This window comes from Acidimicrobiales bacterium (genome assembly GCA_040219515.1).
In the GTDB taxonomy this organism is placed as follows: Bacteria; Actinomycetota; Acidimicrobiia; order Acidimicrobiales; family Aldehydirespiratoraceae; genus JAJRXC01.
In genome coordinates this window covers 151,680-168,907 of sequence record JAVJSI010000013.1, presented here as the reverse complement: position 1 = coordinate 168,907, position 17,228 = coordinate 151,680, and the positions used below count along the sequence as shown (strand labels likewise).

Below are 17,228 nucleotides of genomic sequence, written 5' to 3'. Positions count from 1 at the left end.
TCTGAGCAAGCAATGTCTGAGCAGGAGGCGGTGCTCGAGGCACAGGACATCGACGTTCGTTTCGGCGGACTCCAGGCGTTGAGCCAGGCGAACGTGAGCGCCACCGCCGGCACGATCACCGGCCTCATCGGTCCGAACGGCGCGGGCAAGACGACCCTGTTCAACGTGATCACCGGTCACCAGGCGCCCACCGCCGGCGAGGTCCGGCTGGGCGGGAAGCCGGTCACCCGGATCGGGGTCCACGCCCGAGCCCGCCGTGGGCTGTCGCGGACGTTCCAGAAGCTCGAGGCCTTCAACTCCCTGAGTGCGCGCGACAACGTGCTCGTCGCGGCCGAGATGCATCGGGTGGCGAATCCCGGACAGATGGCCGACGAGATCCTCGAGCGCGTCGGACTCACCGACGTCGCCGAGATCACGGTGGGCACCCTCCCGACCGGCACGGCGAGGCTCGTCGAGCTGGCCCGGGCGCTCGCCACGCAACCCAAGGTGCTGCTGCTCGACGAGGCGTCGTCGGGGCTCACCGAGGAGGAGACCGCCGGTGTCGGCGAACTCCTGCGCCAACTCGTGAACGAGGACGACCTCGCCGTCCTGCTCGTGGAGCACGACATGGGGTTCGTGATGAACACCTGCACGTACATCCACGTGCTCGACTTCGGACAGATCATCGCCGCCGGCACCCCCCACGAGATCCAGAACGACGAGGCCGTCCGCGGCGCCTACCTGGGAACCGACGGATGACTCCTCCCCTCCTCGAACTCCGCGGCGTTCGCGCCGGCTACGGCATCATCGACGTGCTCCACGGCGTCGACCTGGTGCTGGAACCCGGCCGGGTGCTCGCCCTGCTCGGCCCGAACGGCGCCGGCAAGAGCACGACGCTCGCCGTGGCCAGCGGACAGATCCAACCCAGCGGCGGCCAGCTGCTGATCGGCGGACGCGAGGTCAACGGCGCCCGCCCCGACGCGCTGGCGCGTGCCGGCGTGTGTCTCGTGCCCGAGGGTCGGGGCATCTTCCCGAACCTCACCGTGGCCGAGAACATCCGCATGATGACGTTCAGCGGCAAGTCCTACGGTGAGATCGCCGACCGGGCCTATGCGCTGTTCCCTCGCCTCGGCGAGCGACGCAAGCAGCTCGCCGGCACGTTGTCGGGCGGCGAGCAGCAGATGCTCGCCATGGCCCGGGCGATGTCGACCGACCCGGCGCTGCTCATGCTCGACGAGCTCTCGATGGGACTCGCGCCGATCATCGTCGAGGAGCTCTACGGCCAGGTCGCCGAGCTCGCCCGCGGCGGGCTCTCGATCCTGATCGTCGAGCAGTTCGCGCAGACTGTTTTGGGTGTCGCCGACAGTGCGGCCATCATGCTCCACGGCCGCATCACGCGGACCGGACCACCCGCCGAAATCGCCGAAGAACTGACCGCTGCCTACCTGGGCATCGAATCTGGAGGACATTGATGACCGATGAGAACAGCCCCCGGCTGCAGGAGTTCCAGAGCCAGGTCGACGACCTACGGCTGAGCGGCGGCAAGGCCAACCCCGAACGCATGGCGGTTCGTGTCGCCATCGTGCTGTTCGTCGTTGCCATCGGGCTCGGCCTGATCGCCTACTTCAGTTCGACGAGCGCAAGCGACGTCCGCGATCAGAACGAGTCGATCATCCTGGCCCTCGTCGCCGTGGTGGTCGCCCTCGGCGCCGTCGCCCTGTTCGTGCGAGCCAGCCTCACCCGCTACTTCCGCTACTGGCTCGTTCGTCTCGTCTACGAGGACCGGGCCAACACCGACCGCCTCATCGAGGCCCTGAAGGAGCAGAGCTCATGATGCCCACCGGAATCGGGGCGATCGATTGCATGATCTCGTTCCCGGCCCAGGACTTCAGCCAGTACGACTTCATCCGTGGACAGCTCAAGGACACCGAGTCGACGGACTTCGAGTTCCCGGTCGAGTACATGTTCAAGGGCGTTCCGAAGGAGCTCTACGGCAGCGACGATCCCATCGCGCTGACGATCGGCGAGATGGACAAGTACGGCATCGAGATCGGCCTGATCGGCTGCGAGGGCGAGGTGTCGCAGAAGGCCCTCACCGACCACCCGGATCGGTTCATCGCCCAGACCAACGTCGATCCCAACGACGTCGTCGGTGCGGTCCGCAAGATCCGCCGCGAGCACGACGAGTTCAACACCCGATCGGTCGGCGCGTTCCCGGCCGGCTGTGTGCCCCAGGTGCCGATCGACGATCCGAAGTTCTATCCGGTCTACGCGACGTGCTGTGAGCTCGACCTGCCGATCTTCGTGTGTGCCGGCATCCCCGGGCCGCGGCTGCCGTTCTCGCCGCAACACGTCGAGCGCATCGACCAGGTGATGTACGACTTCCCCGAGCTCACCTTCGTCACCCGCCACGGCTGTGAGCCGTGGGAGGCCCTCGCCGTCAAGCTCATGCTGAAGTGGCCCGGTCTGCACTTCTCCACGTCGGCCTTCGCCCCCAAGCACTACCCCAAGGCCATCATCGACTATGCGAACACCCGCGGCGCCGACAAGGTGCTCTACGCCGGCTACTTCCCGATGGGTCTGTCGATCGAGCGGATCATGACCGAGATGAAGGACGTGCCCTTCCGCGACCACGTCTGGCCCAAGTTCCTTCGCGGGAATGCGGCCCGGATCCTCAAGATCGACTGACCGGCCGGGTCACAGGTCGAGGCCGCGAACGATCGGCGCGTCCTGCGGATTGAGGTCTTCCAGGTCGAGGTTCGCGGTTTCCGGGTAGAGCAACACCACCATCAGCACCACGATGAGCGGGCCGACGCCGAGCAGGGTGACCCCGCGGCTGAGCCCGCCGTACCGTTCGTCGAGTTGGCCCGCGATCACGAGCCCCGTCGCCGAACCGGCGACCGTGATGGTGGTGATCACCGCATTGGCCCGCCCCCGCATCGAGGTCGGAAAGAGCTCTGGCCCGTAGACGCCCAGCGCGGGCACCGCGGCAGCGGTGAAGACGATCGACACGATGGCCACCAGCCACATCACCCCGCCGGTCGTGTTGTAGGTGACCACGGTCGTGGCCCCGCCGATGAGCACGGCGAGCGCACCGACCATTCGACGGCCGTGCACCTCGGCCAGCCGACCGCCGACCACGATGCCGAGAATCCCGGGGAGCGATGTCGCCATTCGGAATCCGGAGATGCCCGAAGCCGAGAACCCTCGCTCGTCCTTCAGAAAGTCGTTGAGGAGCTGATTGGTCGGGGCCTGAAACGACGCGTGGATGAAGCCGGCCGCAGCCAGCAGGAGCAGCCGGTTGCGGAACTGGCCCCGGGGCGTCGGTGGGACCGGTGGATGATCGTCGTTCCGGCTGGCCTCGGCGGCGGTGAACCGTCTCGACTCCGGTAGGACGCGGGCGACCGAACGACAGAGAGGGAGGAACAGCAGCGGCACGACGAAGAGCAGACGCCACGTCCAGTCGTCGATCCCGGCGATGGGCAGCAACATGATCGAGAGGAACGCGCCGGCCCCTCCCATCATCACCAGCACGGACACGGCGTAGGCCCGGCTCCGAGGACCGACCTCCTCGGCGGCGACGACACCGAGAAGGATGCTCGCCGTGGTGGCGAGGCCGCGAGTGATCGTCTGGGAGCCGGCCAACAGCTCGATGTTGGGCACGATCGCGCCGGCGGCTGCGGCGACGCACGAGGCCGTGACCGTGCCGATGAGCACACCCCGGCGGCCGCGCCGGTCGGCGATCATCAGCAGGCCCAGCGACATGAGGACCCCGACGCGGATCGAGGCGAGCGCGTTGCCCTGGGCTGCGTCCGACACCCCGAACTCGTCCACCGCGAAGGTCATCGTCTGGGTGGTGACGCTGATCGAGTAGCCGATCACGAACGCCAGCGCGCACAGCAGCGCCACCATCTCGGACACGCGCGCAGTCTGACGTTCGGGAGGGCTCCACCAGGGCCACGGCCGTTTGCCCGAGAAATCGGCCATCTGCCGGCGAATCGGGCGGGCGAACATCGCACCGAATCCGGCCATCGCGGCCGTGTACTCGAGTGTCTGGGTGACCGCCGTTCCGGTGGCGGTCTCCTCCCCGAGCTCGACCGTCCTCGAGTACTCGTGGAACGGTCCCTCGATCAGTTCGAAACGGCCTGGCGCGATCTCGCGCTCGAGCACCATGTCGTCTCGCGCCGCCAACAGCCGATCACGCGTGGGCGCGTCGACGACGCGAGTCGTGACGACGACGTCGGGGCGCATCGGCGAGGCCTCCCGCCGGTCAGATCGTTCGGCCGGAGTCGGCCCAGTACTCGTCCTTGAGCAGACGCTTGTAGAGCTTCCCGGTCGGGTGGCGCGGGAGTTCCTCGCGGAAGTCGATGGAGCGCGGGCACTTCACGTCGGCGAGCTGCTCGCGGCAGTACGCGATCAGCTCACGGGACAGCGCAGCGGCGGCCGCGTCGTCGGCGGGCATCTCGACCGGTTGCACGACACCCTTCACCTCCTCGCCGAAGTCCTCGTTGGGCACCCCGATCACGGCGACGTCGGCCACTGCGGGGTGCATCGTCAGCACGTTCTCGGCTTCCTGCGGATAGATGTTCACACCACCCGAGATGATCATGTAGGCCTTGCGATCGGTCAGATAGAGGAACCCGTCCTCGTCGACCCGGCCCACGTCGCCGAGCGTCGACCATCCGCGCGGGTGGCGAGAGTCGGCCGTCTTCTCGGGGTCGCCGTGATATTCGAACTCGGCGCCGCCCTCGAAGTAGACGGTGCCCGACTCCCCCACGGGCACCTCCTCGCCGTCGTCACCGACGATGTGGATGATGCCGAGGAGCGCAGAGCCGACGGTGCCGGGATGCTCGAGCCACTGCTCGCTGTTGCAGTAGACGAACCCGTTGCCCTCGGTGCCGGCGTAGTACTCGTGGATGACCGGACCCCACCATTCGATCATCTGCCGCTTCACGTCGACCGGACAGGGCGCCGCGGCGTGGAGGCACGCCTGCAACGACGACACGTCGTAGGCCGCCCGGACCTCCTCGGGCAGCTTCAGCATCCTCACGAACATCGTGGGCACGACCTGCGACACCGTGATCTGGTACTCGCCGACAAGGCGCAGGTAGTCCTCCGGATCGAAGCGTTCCATGACCACGACCGTGCCACCCGCCATGTGCATGCCCATGCAGAACCGCAGCGGCGCGGCGTGATAGAGCGGGGCCGGCGACAGGTAGCGGGAATCCTCGTCGAAGCCGAAGAGCATGGCGCCGAGCCCACCGACCCCGGACCCGGCCTCCTCCAGCGGCACCTGCCCCACGGACGGGATGATGCCCTTCGGACGTCCGGTGGTGCCGGAGCTGTAGAGCATGTCGGTGCCGGCCACCCGGTCGGGCAGGGGTTCGGGTGACGCAGCCTCGAGCGCATCCTCGTAGCTGTCGTAGCCGTCGATCGTGCGATCGAGCATGAGTCGCAGTTCGACCCCCGGCGTCTGGTCGAGTAGCGCCGCGGCCTGATCCGCCTTGTAGGGCGACGTGATGAACACCTTCGCCCCGCAGTTGTCGATGATGTAGGCCATCTCCTCGGTGGTGAGGCGGCTGCTCATCGCGGTGTAGATCAGGCCCGCGTAGTGGGCCCCCCAGCAGAGCGAGAGGAACCGAGGGTGGTTCTCGAGGCAGAAGGCGACATGGTCGCCGGGTCGCAGGCCGAGGTCGTGGAAAACGTGGGAAAGCCGGTTGGCCTCGTCGTCGAGTTCGGCGTATGAGATGCGGTCGCCGGTCGACGCCATGATGACGGCGGGGTGGTCGGGGCGACTGGCGGCGTGGGCTCCGGGATACAACGGTTCCTCCTGGGATTCGGTCGTCGAAACCTAGCAACGGGCGGCGACCCATGGACGACGGTCGTTGATCCGCATGGGCCATAGGACTCACACGGCGGTGACACCGAGAACGGCGTCGATCCGATTCCGAAAGAACCGAGCTCCCTGGTCCGAAGAAGGCCTCATGGTCGCCTCACGCCACCGCCCCACCCAACCGACGGATCACGCAACTCTCGTTGACGAACGCTTCGTCGTCGTCGACCTCGCACCCACCGGTATCGAGGCGATCGACTCCCTCGTCGGCACCGTCGTTCGATTGGTGGAGCGGGGGGTCGACTCCGACCTGAACTCGTACATCGTCGTGAGCTCATGCGTCGACGGCACCCAAACGATGCTCTACGGCGGCGAGCTCGAACCGCTCGTCGCCAACAGGTGACCTGAGCCGGAGATTCCCACCACGGGCGACGACGTCCGGCCGACGGCGACGCCTGATGGCCAGTGGCCTGTCGTGGACGATGCTGCGGCCCGGGTTTCTTCGCTCAGAACCCGACCGAAGCGGACGTCGCCGCGGATGGCGGCATTCCGGCAACCAGCGCCTCAAGGGCGGGCCGTGCCCGCCGACGGGACGACATGAACGGTCCGTGGTATCGAAGCGCACAGCGCCACGGGCTTCCGCTCGGTGCCGCGATCTTCGTGATGGCGCTGCTCGCGGTGACCGCCGGGGCCTTCTTCGCGCTGCGAGCCGAGGAGCGCACCACCGAACGTGACCTCGCCACCCGCTTCAGCCAGGACACGGCGAACGCGATCGAACGGCGAGTCGAGGCCTATGTCGAGGTCCTCTTCGGTCTTCGCAGTCAGGTCGTCGCGTCCTCCGCCGACGACCACCAACTCTTCGCCGACTACGTGACGTCGCTCGAACTCGATGTCCGCTTCCCCGGCGCGCAGGTCGTGGGCGTGGCCCCGCTGGTGGAACGATCCGCGCTCGACGAGTACTCCCGGGGCGTCGAGGCGCGCGCGGCACGAGCCGAGGCCGACTTCCCCCCGTTCGAACTCCACCCCCTCGGCGACGCCGATGAGCTGCTCCCCATCTCGCTGATCCACCCCGTGGCCGGGAACGAAGCCGCGTTCGGCCTCGACCTCCTCGCCATCGAGAACCGCGCCGACGCCGCCATCCGAGCCCGCAACACGGGCGCACCGGCGGCGACCGCGCCGACCACTCTGGTCCAGGAGACCGACACCCAGTTCGCCTTTCTCGTGATGGTGCCCTGGTACGCCGACGCCCTGACGCCGGGCACGACCGAGGAGCGGCAGGCGCAGTTTCAGGGTGTCGTCTACGCCGCGTTTCGCATGGGCGACCTGACGGGAAGCGTGATCGCCCTCGACGACCGCACCGATGTGGAGATCCGAGATCTGGGCCCGAGTGCGGCCGCCTCCGAGTCGACGGTGGTGTTCGCCACTCCCGGACTCGCCGACGAGGCGGCGGTCGACCTCGATTCGCCCCAGGTCAGCGTCATCGACGTCGCCGGCCGTCGGTGGAGCGTCCGAGCCATCGACGGGACCCAAGGAACACCGCTCAACGGGACCCTGAAGTGGGCGACCGCGGCCGCCGGCCTGATCGTGACCGCGCTCGTACTGATCGCGCTGAGGGCGAGAGAACGAGCGACCGCGGCGAATCGGGCCAAGAGCCGGTTCCTCTCGCGTATGAGCCACGAACTGCGCACGCCGCTCAACGCCGTGATCGGTTTCTCGCAGATCCTCCAGCTGGAGAACCCCGAGACCGAGCAGGCCGAGCAGGCATCACAGATCGAGCACGCGGGGAGGCATCTCCTCGCTCTGATCGACGAGGTTCTCCAGATCTCGCGCATCGAGGCCGGCGAGATGACCATGTCGTTCGAGACGGTACCGGTCGACGCGCTGATCCGGGAGGTCGTCCAGCTCCTGTCCACGCAGGCCAGTGCGAACGGCGTCAGGCTCAGCGCCCACGTCCACTCCGCCGATGTGTCGGTCCGCTCCGATCGCCAGCGTCTGTCCCAGGTGCTGCTCAACCTCGGCAGCAACGCGATCAAGTACAACCGACCCGGCGGCTCCGTCGAGATCGCCACCGAACCGATCGGCGCACACGGCTGTCGGATCCTGGTGCGCGACACCGGCCCGGGTATCGCCCCGGAGGACCAGACGAAGCTCTTCCTCCCGTTCGAGCGCCTCGGCGCGGAGATGACGGACATCGAGGGCGTGGGCCTCGGTCTCACACTCACGAAGACGCTCGTGGCGGAGATGGGCGCCGAGATCGGACTCGAATCCACCGTCGGCGTCGGCACGACCTTCTGGGTCGACCTCGAGGTCCAGGCGTCGTTGCCACCGAGCACGCCGACGATCGAGACCGCGCGGACGGCAACCGACGACCGCGAGCCGACCGGCACGATTCTCTCCGTCGAGGACAACGAGACGAACGGCGCACTCGTTCGCGCGGCCGTGGCGCACCTTCGCCACGTCCAGCTCCTGTCGACCCGCAACGGCGCCGATGCGGCCGCGATCGCCGGCCGGGAATCGATCGATCTGCTTCTCCTCGACGTGAACCTGCCCGACACCGACGGCGAAATCCTGCTGCGTCAGCTCCGCTCGATGCAACGGCCCGACCTCCCCGCCGTGATCCTCAGCGCCGATGCCAATGTGGACACACGGCGACGACTGGAAGCGGCCGGCGCCGACGCATACCTGACCAAGCCGTTCGATGTTGCTGATCTGCTCGACGCCATCGGCCGCCATCTCCCCGCGAGGGAGGGAGCCCCGTCGGGGACTAGAGTCACGCAGGGCGGATGACGATCGGAAAGGCGGCCGCAGGAGTGGCGACGCGACGCGTGCTGTTCATCGACGACAACCCGGCCAACGTCCTGCTGTTCGAGCGGATCGTGCGCCAACGGTCCGACCTCGAAGCCGTCTCGTGTGCCACGGGTCGCAGCGGGCTGCAGACGCTTAAGTCCACGCCGATCGATCTCGTGTTCCTGGATGTCCATCTCCCGGACATGTCGGGAACCGATGTGCTCGCCGAGATACGCGACGACACGGCGGCGGCACTCACGAAGGTCGTCATGGTCACCGCCGACCTCGACGTCCGCGCGTCCGACTTCAGCGATGACCCCTTCACGTCGTTCTTCGCCAAGCCCATGGACGTCCATCGGATGCTCCACCTCCTGGAGACCGAGCTCCCGGCCGACGCCGCCGGTTGATCGCACCGCCTCAGGTCCCGACGCCGGCCGCCGACAGGAGCGGTGGTACAGGAGGTGATACATGGTCCCACGCGCAACCGACGTCGGCTCCCCCGCGGAACGAGATCTCGAGGAACTGGCACGGTTCTGCCGCCACGACCTGCTCGAGCCGATCCGCACGATCGCCATCGGACTCGACCTCCTCGACGCCCCTGACATCGACGCGGACGAGCGGGTCACGCTGGCGGCCTACATGCAATCGTCGGTGCGCGGTCTCGACGCAGTGGCCCGCCGCCTCACGGAGTATCTCCGGTTGTCGACGGCACAGCCGAGGTCGCTGGAACTCGCCGACGTGGTCCGAACCGCATCCGCCGAAACGGCGGTGCGATTCCCGATGGTGCCACTCGAGATCGAGGCGGCGCCGGTGCGCATCACGGCCGACCCGATCCTCATCTGTGACATGTTCACCGAACTCTTCGACAACGCGGCCCGCCACGGGGCCAACGGTCCCTCTCGCCGGCTCATCGTGTCGCACGACCTCGTCGATGACGATCAGCGACTACGGATCATCGAGCCCGGCGCGCAGGACTGGGCCGACGACGCGAGTCTCATCGAACTGTTCCGGGCCGGCCGAGCGGGCGGGACGGGCGGGACCGGTGTCGGACTGGCGATCTGTCGCCGCATCTGCGAACTCCACGGCGGAGGTCTCCGGCTGCTCTCCTCCCCCGAGGGCCCCGGCGTCGAGATCCGTCTTGCCCGCTGAACCGGTCAGACGGTGAATCCACCGTCGACATCGAGGTGCTGGCCCGAGATGAAGCCGGCCCGATCGGATGCGAGGAAGCACACCGCCTCGGCGATGTCTGCGGCGGCGCCGAAGCGGCGGAGCGGGATGTTGCGACGGGCGGCGTCGAGTGCTCGCTCGTCGAGATCGCCGGAATCCATCAGCCGTTCGGCCATCCCGTCGGTCAACATGCCCGGGCCCACGGTGTTGGCGCGCACACCGAACCGACCCTCCTCGGCGGCGATACCGCGGATGGCGGCCTCGATCGCCGCCTTGGGGATCGACGACAGACCGTCGCGCACGGGGAACCGTCGGGTCGCGGCGGTCGTGACGGCCACGATCGACCCCTGACGCTCTCGGAGATGCGGGAGCGCCGGCTGGGCGATGGCGAAGAAGCCGGCGGCATCGATGTCCAGCTGCGCACGCACCACCCCCGGATCGATCGTGCTCAGGTGGCTCTGAGGGACGTGCGGACCCGCGGCGTAGACGAGCGTGTGGATGCCATCGGCGGCTTCGGCGATCGCCTCGATCGTCGCGGCGATGGTCTGGTGGGACTGCAGGTCCATGGGCATCGTCCACGCCGACCGACCACATGCGCTCACCGCCGCCGCCACCTCGGTCGCCGCATCCTCATTGCCTCGGTAGGTCAGCGCCACATCACAGCCGCGCTCAGCCAGAGCGACGCTGATCGCCGCACCGATCCCGCCGCTCCCGCCGACGACGAACGCCGCGCCTCGCCGGTCGGCGAAGTCCTTCGAGAGGTCCATGCTGGTGCTGGTCACGACCAGAGCGTGCCGCGGATGCCGGGGTGGGAACCAATCGGACCAGTGCGGCTGAGTCGGCCGACCCAGCCGCACGGTGACAGCGCGCCACCGAGCGAGCGTCGACCTCCTCTTGGGGGGGACCGATCTCACGACGACAAACGATCACATGGAAAGCTCGTCATCCACCCCGGTCCTCGATCCCAACGTCGCTGCCGCGACCGGGCCGCGGCCCTCCGATGTCGTCCAGACAGCGTGGGCCAGCGCGGCCGTCGCCGCAGTATGTGATCCGCCGGCACCGCCGACGGCGCCACGGGTCGCGACCGGCGATCGGCCTCCGCAGCGGGGCCACTGGTTCGAGATGGGATCCGGCCAGGAGCTGTTCGAATCGTCGCCCTGCGGCATCCTGCTGGCAACGCCGCTCGGACGTGTCGTCGACGCGAACCCGGCCTTCCTCGCCATCACCGGACGCGCCTGGCGCGAGGTCGCAGGCACTCGTGTCAATCGTGCACTGGGCATCTCGTCGAGCGGGTCCCTTCTTCCGTCCACACCGATGCGGGCGGGAGGTGCAGTCCAGGTGGAGCGTTCGTGCCGGCACCATTCGGGCCGCACACTCGAGCTCGAACTCACCGTGATCCCTCTTCCCGACGCGCACTGCTCGACCATCGAGGTCCTCGCGATCCACGTCGTCGACATCACCGCGCGCCGGGAAGCAGAACGTCGCATCGTTTCCACCGACGACGAGTGACACTCGACGGCGATCGACCGCTCACGAATGCGGCCGCGCGGCCGATCTGAGGGAGTGAGGAGACTCCTCGCCCACCACCACTTCGGTGGCCGCCTCACCCGCGACGGACAGATGAACACACCGCAGCGCGACCTCCTGCTCGTGGAGGACAACCCGATCTTCGCGGCCCACGTCAGCCGTTCGTTGGCCGCGTCCGGCCACTGGAAGGTCACCGCCGCCGACTCCCTCGCCGCGGCCACCGCGATGCTCGACGAGCAACCCTTCGAGGCGGTGATCGTCGACCTCGGGCTTCCCGACAGCGACGGCCCCGAGACGTTCACCACAATGCGCGAACTGGTCGACGAGGTGCCGATCATCGTGATGACCAATCACGAGCAGGCGGACATCGGGCGTGCGCTCGTGCGCTCCGGTGCCGCCGACTTCCTGTCGAAACGCGACGTCACCCCGGACGCGCTCGAGTGGAGTCTCGATGCCGCCGTGGAAAGGGCCGAGTTCCGTCGAGACCTCCATCAGCATCGGATCCAGCGAGCCATCGAGATCGAACGCCGACGGATCGGACGCGACCTCCACGACCGCGTGATCCAGCGCCTGTTCGCGGCGGGCCTGGAGCTCGAACGCTCGATCGTGAGCAACGACCCGAATGTCGACGAGTCAGGCCTGCAGTCGGTCCGCGCCGCGCTCAGCACCATCGACGCGGCCGTCGGCGATCTTCGCTTCGCGATCGACCAGATGCACCCGACGGCGGAACCGAATTCGTTCAGCCACGAGTTCGAAGCCGTTTCCCGCGAGATCCAACACAACACCGGCCGGGCGATCCATCTCCGAATGCTCGGTGACGTGGAACAGATCGGCCCCGTCGGTGGGCAGGCGATGCTCTCCGTCTTCCGCGAGGGCGTCATGAACGCGGTTCGCCACGGTGTCGGCCCGATCGATGCCGAGATCACCGCAGAGGAGACGGTGCGGATCGTCGTTCGGTGCGCCGTCGGCGAGCAGACGACGACCCCGGGCGGCGGACGGGGGCTGATCGGGATGGCCGACCGAGCCGCCGAGCTCGGCGGCAGTTGCGAGTTCGCGGTCGATGACCGGGCGTCCGTGCTCACCTGGGAGGTTCCGTGTCGTACGCCCCAGCACGCGTGACGGTCGACCGTCGAGACGACGACTCCCGCGGCCTGCGCGCGGTCTACGTGCTGTCGGTCGCGGTCGATGACATCGTCGAACGACTCGGTGCCGAGGTCGCCGATCAACTCCACCGCACGATCGTGGAGAGCCTGAAGGCCATGTGTCGCGACCAGGACGACATCACCACGGTCGGTGGATCACTCCTGACCATCTCTCTCGACGACATCGCCGATGACGCCATGGCCGACCGCATCGGCTCTCGCCTCTATCGCGCCGCCGCGCTTGCCGCCGACACCGTGGCTCCCGGCGCCGGTCAGCTCATCCGGATGGGCGGCGCCCGCTGCCAGGAGGGCGAATCCGTGAGCGAGGCGAGCCGTCACGCGACATCGGCGTTACGAGCCACCACCGGGCGCGGACGGCCCCCGGTTCGCAGCTTCTCCCCCGCCGACCGGCGACATCGGCGTCGCGAGCTCACCGTCGAGGAAACCGTGCGCGATGCCGTACGTGGTGGACTGGTCACCCCGCACTTCCAGCCCATCGTCGAACTCGACGGCGGCACGGTCGCCGGGTTCGAGGCGCTCGCCCGCATCGAGGGGACGGACGCGCCCTCCCCGGCCGAGTTCATTCCCGCGGCCGAGCGCCTGGGATTGATCGGCCCGCTGAGCGCACTCGTGTCGCGCAAGGCGTTCGAGGCGGCCGCCGACTGGCCCGAACACACTCGCATCAGCATCAACGTCTCCGACGTGGAGCTGCCCGATCCCCGTTTCGTCGATCGGCTCACCGCCGCCGCACGGCGGTGCAATCTCCACACCGGGGACATCGTGCTCGAGATCACCGAGTCCGTCCTGGTCAACAGCTCCGCCGTGACCTCCCGACAGATCGAGGCGCTCCACGCCGCCGGCTTCCGTCTGGCGATCGACGACTACGGCGCCGGCCACTCGTCCCTGAAGTACCTCTCCGAATGGCCGATCTCCCTGTTGAAACTCGACCACGCGCTGACGCACACCATCGGTGAGCCGAGATCCGACATCGTGCTGCGATCGCAGATCGATCTCGCCAACGACCTCGGCATCGCGGTGATCGGCGAAGGCATCGAAACGCCGGCGCAGGCCGACGCCCTCCGGGCGTGGGGATGTCGATTCGGCCAGGGATACCTGTTGGGCCGTCCCACACCGAGCCCCCAGTTCACACGAATCGACGGAGCAGCAGCCTGATGGCCCATCGCATCGCACTCATCGACGATCACGCGCTCGTGCGCGACGGCATCGCCCGGCTCCTCGAATCCACCGAGGGCCTGGAGGTCGTCGGCGAGGCCGGTTCGGTCGCCGCCGGCGAGGCGCTGATCGCCGACACCCGTCCGCACGTCACACTGCTCGACGTCGACCTTCCCGACGGAAGCGGTCTCGATCTCTGTGGCCGGATCTCCGGCATGACGCGGGTGTTGATGCTGTCCGCCAGCGGGCAGTCGGGCCAGTTCTCCCTCGCGATGGAGAACGGTGCCCGCGGCTATGTGCTGAAGCGAGCCGACAGCGCGGCCCTGGTCAGGTCCGTGCTGCAGGTCATCGCCGGCGAGGTGGTGGTGGACCCCGTGCTGCAGACCGAGCTCTTCTCCGCCGTGCGCAACGACACCACGCTCCCGCCACCCGTCGATCGCTGCGATCGCAAACAGCTGGAGCTTCTCCTGCACCTCGCGAAGGGCGCCACGACCGCCGAGATCGCGAGCGCGATGTACGTCTCCGGCGGCACGTGCCGGAACTGGATCTCGCGACTGCTGCGCACGATCGACGCCCGGAACCGGACCGAGGCGGCGCTGATCGCATCCCAACACCAGGGCGAGATCGAGATGCACCTCGCGGCAACTGCCGTCACGGGTCGCTGACCCCACCACCGAATCACAGTCGTCACCGAGTCGGCTGGGCCGATCGTCCTACCGGACGGACACCTGTCAGCGGCTGACTCGCCGCAGTGCCCGAAGCGATCAGGGGGCCTCCTCTCGGCGCCGTAGCCGGAGGTATGACCGGATCGAGAGTTGTTCTCAGCGCATCGCTCGTGCTGACACTGGCCCTTGCCATCGTGGCCACATCCGCAGCGCCCGTCGCCGCGATCGGGACGCCCGGCGACGTCGACGAGACACAGGATGTCGTCATCCGGTTCGACGACGATGCCGACGGTCGGCCGCAGTTCGTGGCGGCGTCGCTGACCGACAGTGAGATGGAGGCGCTCGACAGCCACCCGATGGTGGAGGACATCGAGGAACTCACCGGGGGAACGATCGCGGAGGTCGACATCGAGCGGTCGCTCCAGTGGGAGTTCACGACGACGGCCATCGAGGCGGTCTGGGATCACACCCGCGGCGACGAGTCGATCGTGATCGCCGTACTGGACACCGGCGTGACACCGATGCCGGATCTCGCCGGCCGCCTGCTCCCGGGCACGAGCTTCACCAGCGGCCTCGCCCAGACCGACCTCAACGGCCACGGCACCGCCGTCGCCCTGGTCGCCGCCGCCGGCATCGACAACGGCATCGGCGGCGTCGGCGCCTGCCCGCAGTGCTCGGTTCTGCCCGTCCAGGTCGCGCAGGCCGACGGAACGGTGCGTTGGGACAGGGCCGCACGAGGCATCATCTGGGCCGTCGACCAGGGCGCCGACGTCATCAACATGAGCTTCGGCGGGTTCGTGGGTTCCGACCTCCTCGAGGATGCGATCGGCTATGCCACCGACAAGGGGGTCGTGGTGGTCGCCGCCGCCGGCAACTACGAACGAACCGACCCCTACTACCCGGCCGCCTACACCGGTGCCATCGCCGTCGGTGCCCACGACGAGAGCGGTACCCGCTACTCCTTCAGCAACTTCGGCACCTGGGTCGACCTCGCCGCCCCGGGCTGCGTCTGGGTGAGCACACCGGTCGGGCAGTCACGGTGCGGCACCAGCTTCGCCTCCCCGATCGTCGCCGGTGCGGCGGCCCTGCTCCGCAGCGTGGACACCAGCGCAGCGACGACCACCTCCACGCTCGAGACCTCGACGTTCACCACGACCTGGACCCGGTTCGGGAACCTCGACGGCACGAAGCTCGCTGAGGCGCTCGAACCCGACGTCCCGGAACCCGACGTGACCACCGAACCGGCCGTCACCCCGTCCCGTGTGATCGCGACCCCGCAGCCCTCCCCGACCGTCGCCATCCCCCGCTTCGCCGACGTCGCCCCCCACGCCTACTACGCCGACGCCGTCACCTGGCTCGCCACCAACGGCATCAGCACCGGCACCACCCCCACCACCTTCTCCCCCGACCAACCCCTCACCCGAGCCCAAGCCGCCACCCTCCTCTGGCGAGCCGAAGGCAGCCCCACCACCTGACGCAGGGGTCGCCGGTGACTACAGTCCGGCCATGCGGCTCGGCGTCTCCCTCAGCTCGACCCACGACACCGCCGACCACGCTGCGGGCGCGCAGTGGATCCTCGAGCGAGCCCGGGTCGCCCGTGACGCCGGTCTCGACTCGCTGACCCTCGGCGACCACCACTCGGTGGCCGTGCCCTACTACCAGGGTGTGCCCATGCTCGGTCGCCTGACCGCCGAGTGGGACCCGAACCGCCCGCTCGGATGCCTCTTTCTCCTCCCCCTGTGGCATCCCGTGCTCGTCGCCGAGATGGTCGGCACGCTCGCCGCCCTGCATCGGGGGCCGTTCGTGGTCCAGACCGGTATCGGCGGCGGGGCCGAACAGTTCGCAGCCATGAGCGCCGACCTCACGACCCGCGGGACCGACCTCGACGAGTCGATCAGGGTGATCAAGGCGTTGCTCGCCGGCGAGCGCGTCGACAGTGAGCGCTTCGGTGTCGTCGGCGCGGTGGCCAACCCTCGGCCACCGAGCGGCGTCGAGTGGTGGATCGGCGCCGGCGGCGACGGACCCCTCCGGCGCGCGGCCCGCGAAGGCGACTGCTGGTACGGCGGGCCCCACGTCACGCCGGCCGGCGCGCCGGCGATGATCGAGATCTACCGGGCCGAGGCCGAGCGGCTCGGCCGAGCGAGCGCCGTGCGGGTCCGCAAGGACGTGATCATCCTGCGCGATGGGGATCGGGCGCGACAGCTCGGCGACGACATGATCACCCGCGGCTACCGCGGCATGACACGCGAGATGGTGGCCTACGGCGGCGTCGACGACGTCGTCGAGCAGCTGTCACCGTTCGGTGATCTCGGGGTCGACGAGATCGTGATCCGGTGCATGACCATCGAACAAGCCGACGCGCTCGAGACGCTCGAGCTGGCCGGCGAGGTCAGGGCCGCGCTGAGCGGGTGAGCTCCCAGACCACGTCGATGCCGACCTCACCCGGCGAATCGATCTCCACGGGCCGACGAGCCACCTCGGTGTAGCCGAGCTTCTCGGGCACCCGGCTGCTCGCGACGTTGGCCGCGTCGTGATGGATCTCGACGATCTCGATGCCGTCGATGTCGAAGGCGGCATCGGTCAGGAGCGACGCCGCCGCGGTGGCCACCCCGGCGCCGACCCGGTCCGAGCGGACCCAGTACCCGATCTCGAGGCGTCCCGGTCCCTGGCGGGCCATCAGGGAACAGTTGCCGATCACGTCGTCGTTCGCCGGATCGGTCATCGCGAAGGTGAACTCGTGGCGCGCCTCCCACGCGGTGCCCTGATCGATGAGGTACTGCCTGGTCACCTCGATCGTCTGCGGCTCATCGCCCACCCAGTCCATGAACGCCCGCAGCTCGTCATGGCTGGCCGCGAGGGCAGCCTGGAGACCGTCGAGGTGCGCGAGGTTCGATCGTTGCAGCACGACGAGATCGTGGGCTAGCCGCTCGGGCGGTCGCGAGTGTGTCATCGTCG

The 17,228-nt window shown here is 68.5% G+C and carries 18 protein-coding genes; 14 read left to right on the top strand and 4 right to left on the bottom strand.

What is annotated here, in order from left to right:
* Positions 1–12: 12 nt before the first annotated feature.
* From RIB98_13180 to RIB98_13165, 4 genes are read left to right on the top strand one after another with little or no spacing between them, the layout of a single operon-like run.
* On the top strand, positions 13–738 hold the full coding sequence (locus RIB98_13180; GenBank protein MEQ8841927.1) for an ABC transporter ATP-binding protein: 726 nt from the start codon (positions 13–15) through the stop codon (positions 736–738).
* Positions 735–1,451 carry an ABC transporter ATP-binding protein gene (locus RIB98_13175; protein ID MEQ8841926.1) on the top strand — a complete coding sequence of 239 codons (717 nt, stop codon included), beginning with the start codon at positions 735–737 and terminating at the stop codon, positions 1,449–1,451. The genes RIB98_13180 and RIB98_13175 overlap by 4 nt, the downstream gene beginning before the upstream one ends.
* A complete protein-coding gene (locus RIB98_13170) occupies positions 1,451–1,813 on the top strand; it encodes a hypothetical protein (GenBank protein ID MEQ8841925.1) in 363 nt (120 codons plus the stop codon). Before RIB98_13175 ends, RIB98_13170 begins: the two co-directional genes overlap by 1 nt.
* A complete protein-coding gene (locus tag RIB98_13165; GenBank protein ID MEQ8841924.1) occupies positions 1,810–2,667 on the top strand; it encodes an amidohydrolase family protein in 858 nt (285 codons plus the stop codon). The genes RIB98_13170 and RIB98_13165 overlap by 4 nt, the downstream gene beginning before the upstream one ends.
* Before the next feature lie 9 nt (positions 2,668–2,676).
* Here RIB98_13165 and RIB98_13160 read toward each other — a convergent pair whose 3' ends face one another.
* Entirely contained in the window at positions 2,677–4,230 is a 1,554-nt protein-coding gene (locus RIB98_13160; GenBank protein ID MEQ8841923.1) for an MFS transporter, read from the bottom strand.
* A 19-nt stretch (positions 4,231–4,249) separates the two neighbouring features.
* Positions 4,250–5,800 (bottom strand): AMP-binding protein, encoded by a 1,551-nt coding sequence (locus tag RIB98_13155; GenBank protein ID MEQ8841922.1) that lies wholly within the window; start codon positions 5,798–5,800, stop codon positions 4,250–4,252.
* A 163-nt stretch (positions 5,801–5,963) separates the two neighbouring features.
* On the opposite strand from RIB98_13155, the gene RIB98_13150 reads away from it, so the two are divergent.
* The 4 genes from RIB98_13150 (at position 5,964) to RIB98_13135 (ending at position 9,748) form a co-directional block, all read left to right on the top strand.
* Positions 5,964–6,215, top strand: a complete 252-nt coding sequence (locus tag RIB98_13150; protein MEQ8841921.1) for a hypothetical protein — start codon at positions 5,964–5,966, stop codon at positions 6,213–6,215.
* A gap of 194 nt (positions 6,216–6,409) precedes the next feature.
* Positions 6,410–8,599, top strand: a complete 2,190-nt coding sequence (locus RIB98_13145) for a CHASE domain-containing protein (protein MEQ8841920.1) — start codon at positions 6,410–6,412, stop codon at positions 8,597–8,599.
* Positions 8,596–9,006: a response regulator gene (locus tag RIB98_13140; GenBank protein MEQ8841919.1), complete on the top strand. Its 411-nt coding sequence runs from the start codon at positions 8,596–8,598 to the stop codon at positions 9,004–9,006. The genes RIB98_13145 and RIB98_13140 overlap by 4 nt, the downstream gene beginning before the upstream one ends.
* A 61-nt stretch (positions 9,007–9,067) precedes the next feature.
* Positions 9,068–9,748: an ATP-binding protein gene (locus RIB98_13135; protein MEQ8841918.1), complete on the top strand. Its 681-nt coding sequence runs from the start codon at positions 9,068–9,070 to the stop codon at positions 9,746–9,748.
* 5 nt (positions 9,749–9,753) lie between these two features.
* On the opposite strand, the gene RIB98_13130 is transcribed toward RIB98_13135, so the two are convergent.
* Positions 9,754–10,548: an SDR family oxidoreductase gene (locus RIB98_13130; GenBank protein MEQ8841917.1), complete on the bottom strand. Its 795-nt coding sequence runs from the start codon at positions 10,546–10,548 to the stop codon at positions 9,754–9,756.
* Between the two features lie 148 nt (positions 10,549–10,696).
* On the opposite strand from RIB98_13130, the gene RIB98_13125 reads away from it, so the two are divergent.
* From RIB98_13125 to RIB98_13100, 6 genes are all read left to right on the top strand, one after another.
* Positions 10,697–11,275 (top strand): PAS domain-containing protein, encoded by a 579-nt coding sequence (locus RIB98_13125; protein MEQ8841916.1) that lies wholly within the window; start codon positions 10,697–10,699, stop codon positions 11,273–11,275.
* A gap of 54 nt (positions 11,276–11,329) precedes the next feature.
* Positions 11,330–12,412, top strand: a complete 1,083-nt coding sequence (locus RIB98_13120) for a response regulator (GenBank protein ID MEQ8841915.1) — start codon at positions 11,330–11,332, stop codon at positions 12,410–12,412.
* Positions 12,409–13,608 (top strand): EAL domain-containing protein, encoded by a 1,200-nt coding sequence (locus RIB98_13115; GenBank protein MEQ8841914.1) that lies wholly within the window; start codon positions 12,409–12,411, stop codon positions 13,606–13,608. The genes RIB98_13120 and RIB98_13115 overlap by 4 nt, the downstream gene beginning before the upstream one ends.
* Positions 13,608–14,273, top strand: coding sequence for a response regulator transcription factor (locus tag RIB98_13110; GenBank protein ID MEQ8841913.1), 666 nt, complete (start codon positions 13,608–13,610; stop codon positions 14,271–14,273). Before RIB98_13115 ends, RIB98_13110 begins: the two co-directional genes overlap by 1 nt.
* Before the next feature lie 134 nt (positions 14,274–14,407).
* Positions 14,408–15,748, top strand: coding sequence for a S8 family serine peptidase (locus tag RIB98_13105; protein ID MEQ8841912.1), 1,341 nt, complete (start codon positions 14,408–14,410; stop codon positions 15,746–15,748).
* Positions 15,749–15,779: 31 nt separating this feature from the next.
* Positions 15,780–16,685: an LLM class flavin-dependent oxidoreductase gene (locus RIB98_13100; protein ID MEQ8841911.1), complete on the top strand. Its 906-nt coding sequence runs from the start codon at positions 15,780–15,782 to the stop codon at positions 16,683–16,685.
* Here the strand turns inward: RIB98_13100 and RIB98_13095 are convergent.
* Complete coding sequence (locus tag RIB98_13095) at positions 16,663–17,178, bottom strand: GNAT family N-acetyltransferase (GenBank protein ID MEQ8841910.1); 516 nt, start codon at positions 17,176–17,178, stop codon at positions 16,663–16,665. The genes RIB98_13100 and RIB98_13095 overlap by 23 nt on opposite strands.
* Between the last annotated feature and the right edge of the window lie 50 nt (positions 17,179–17,228).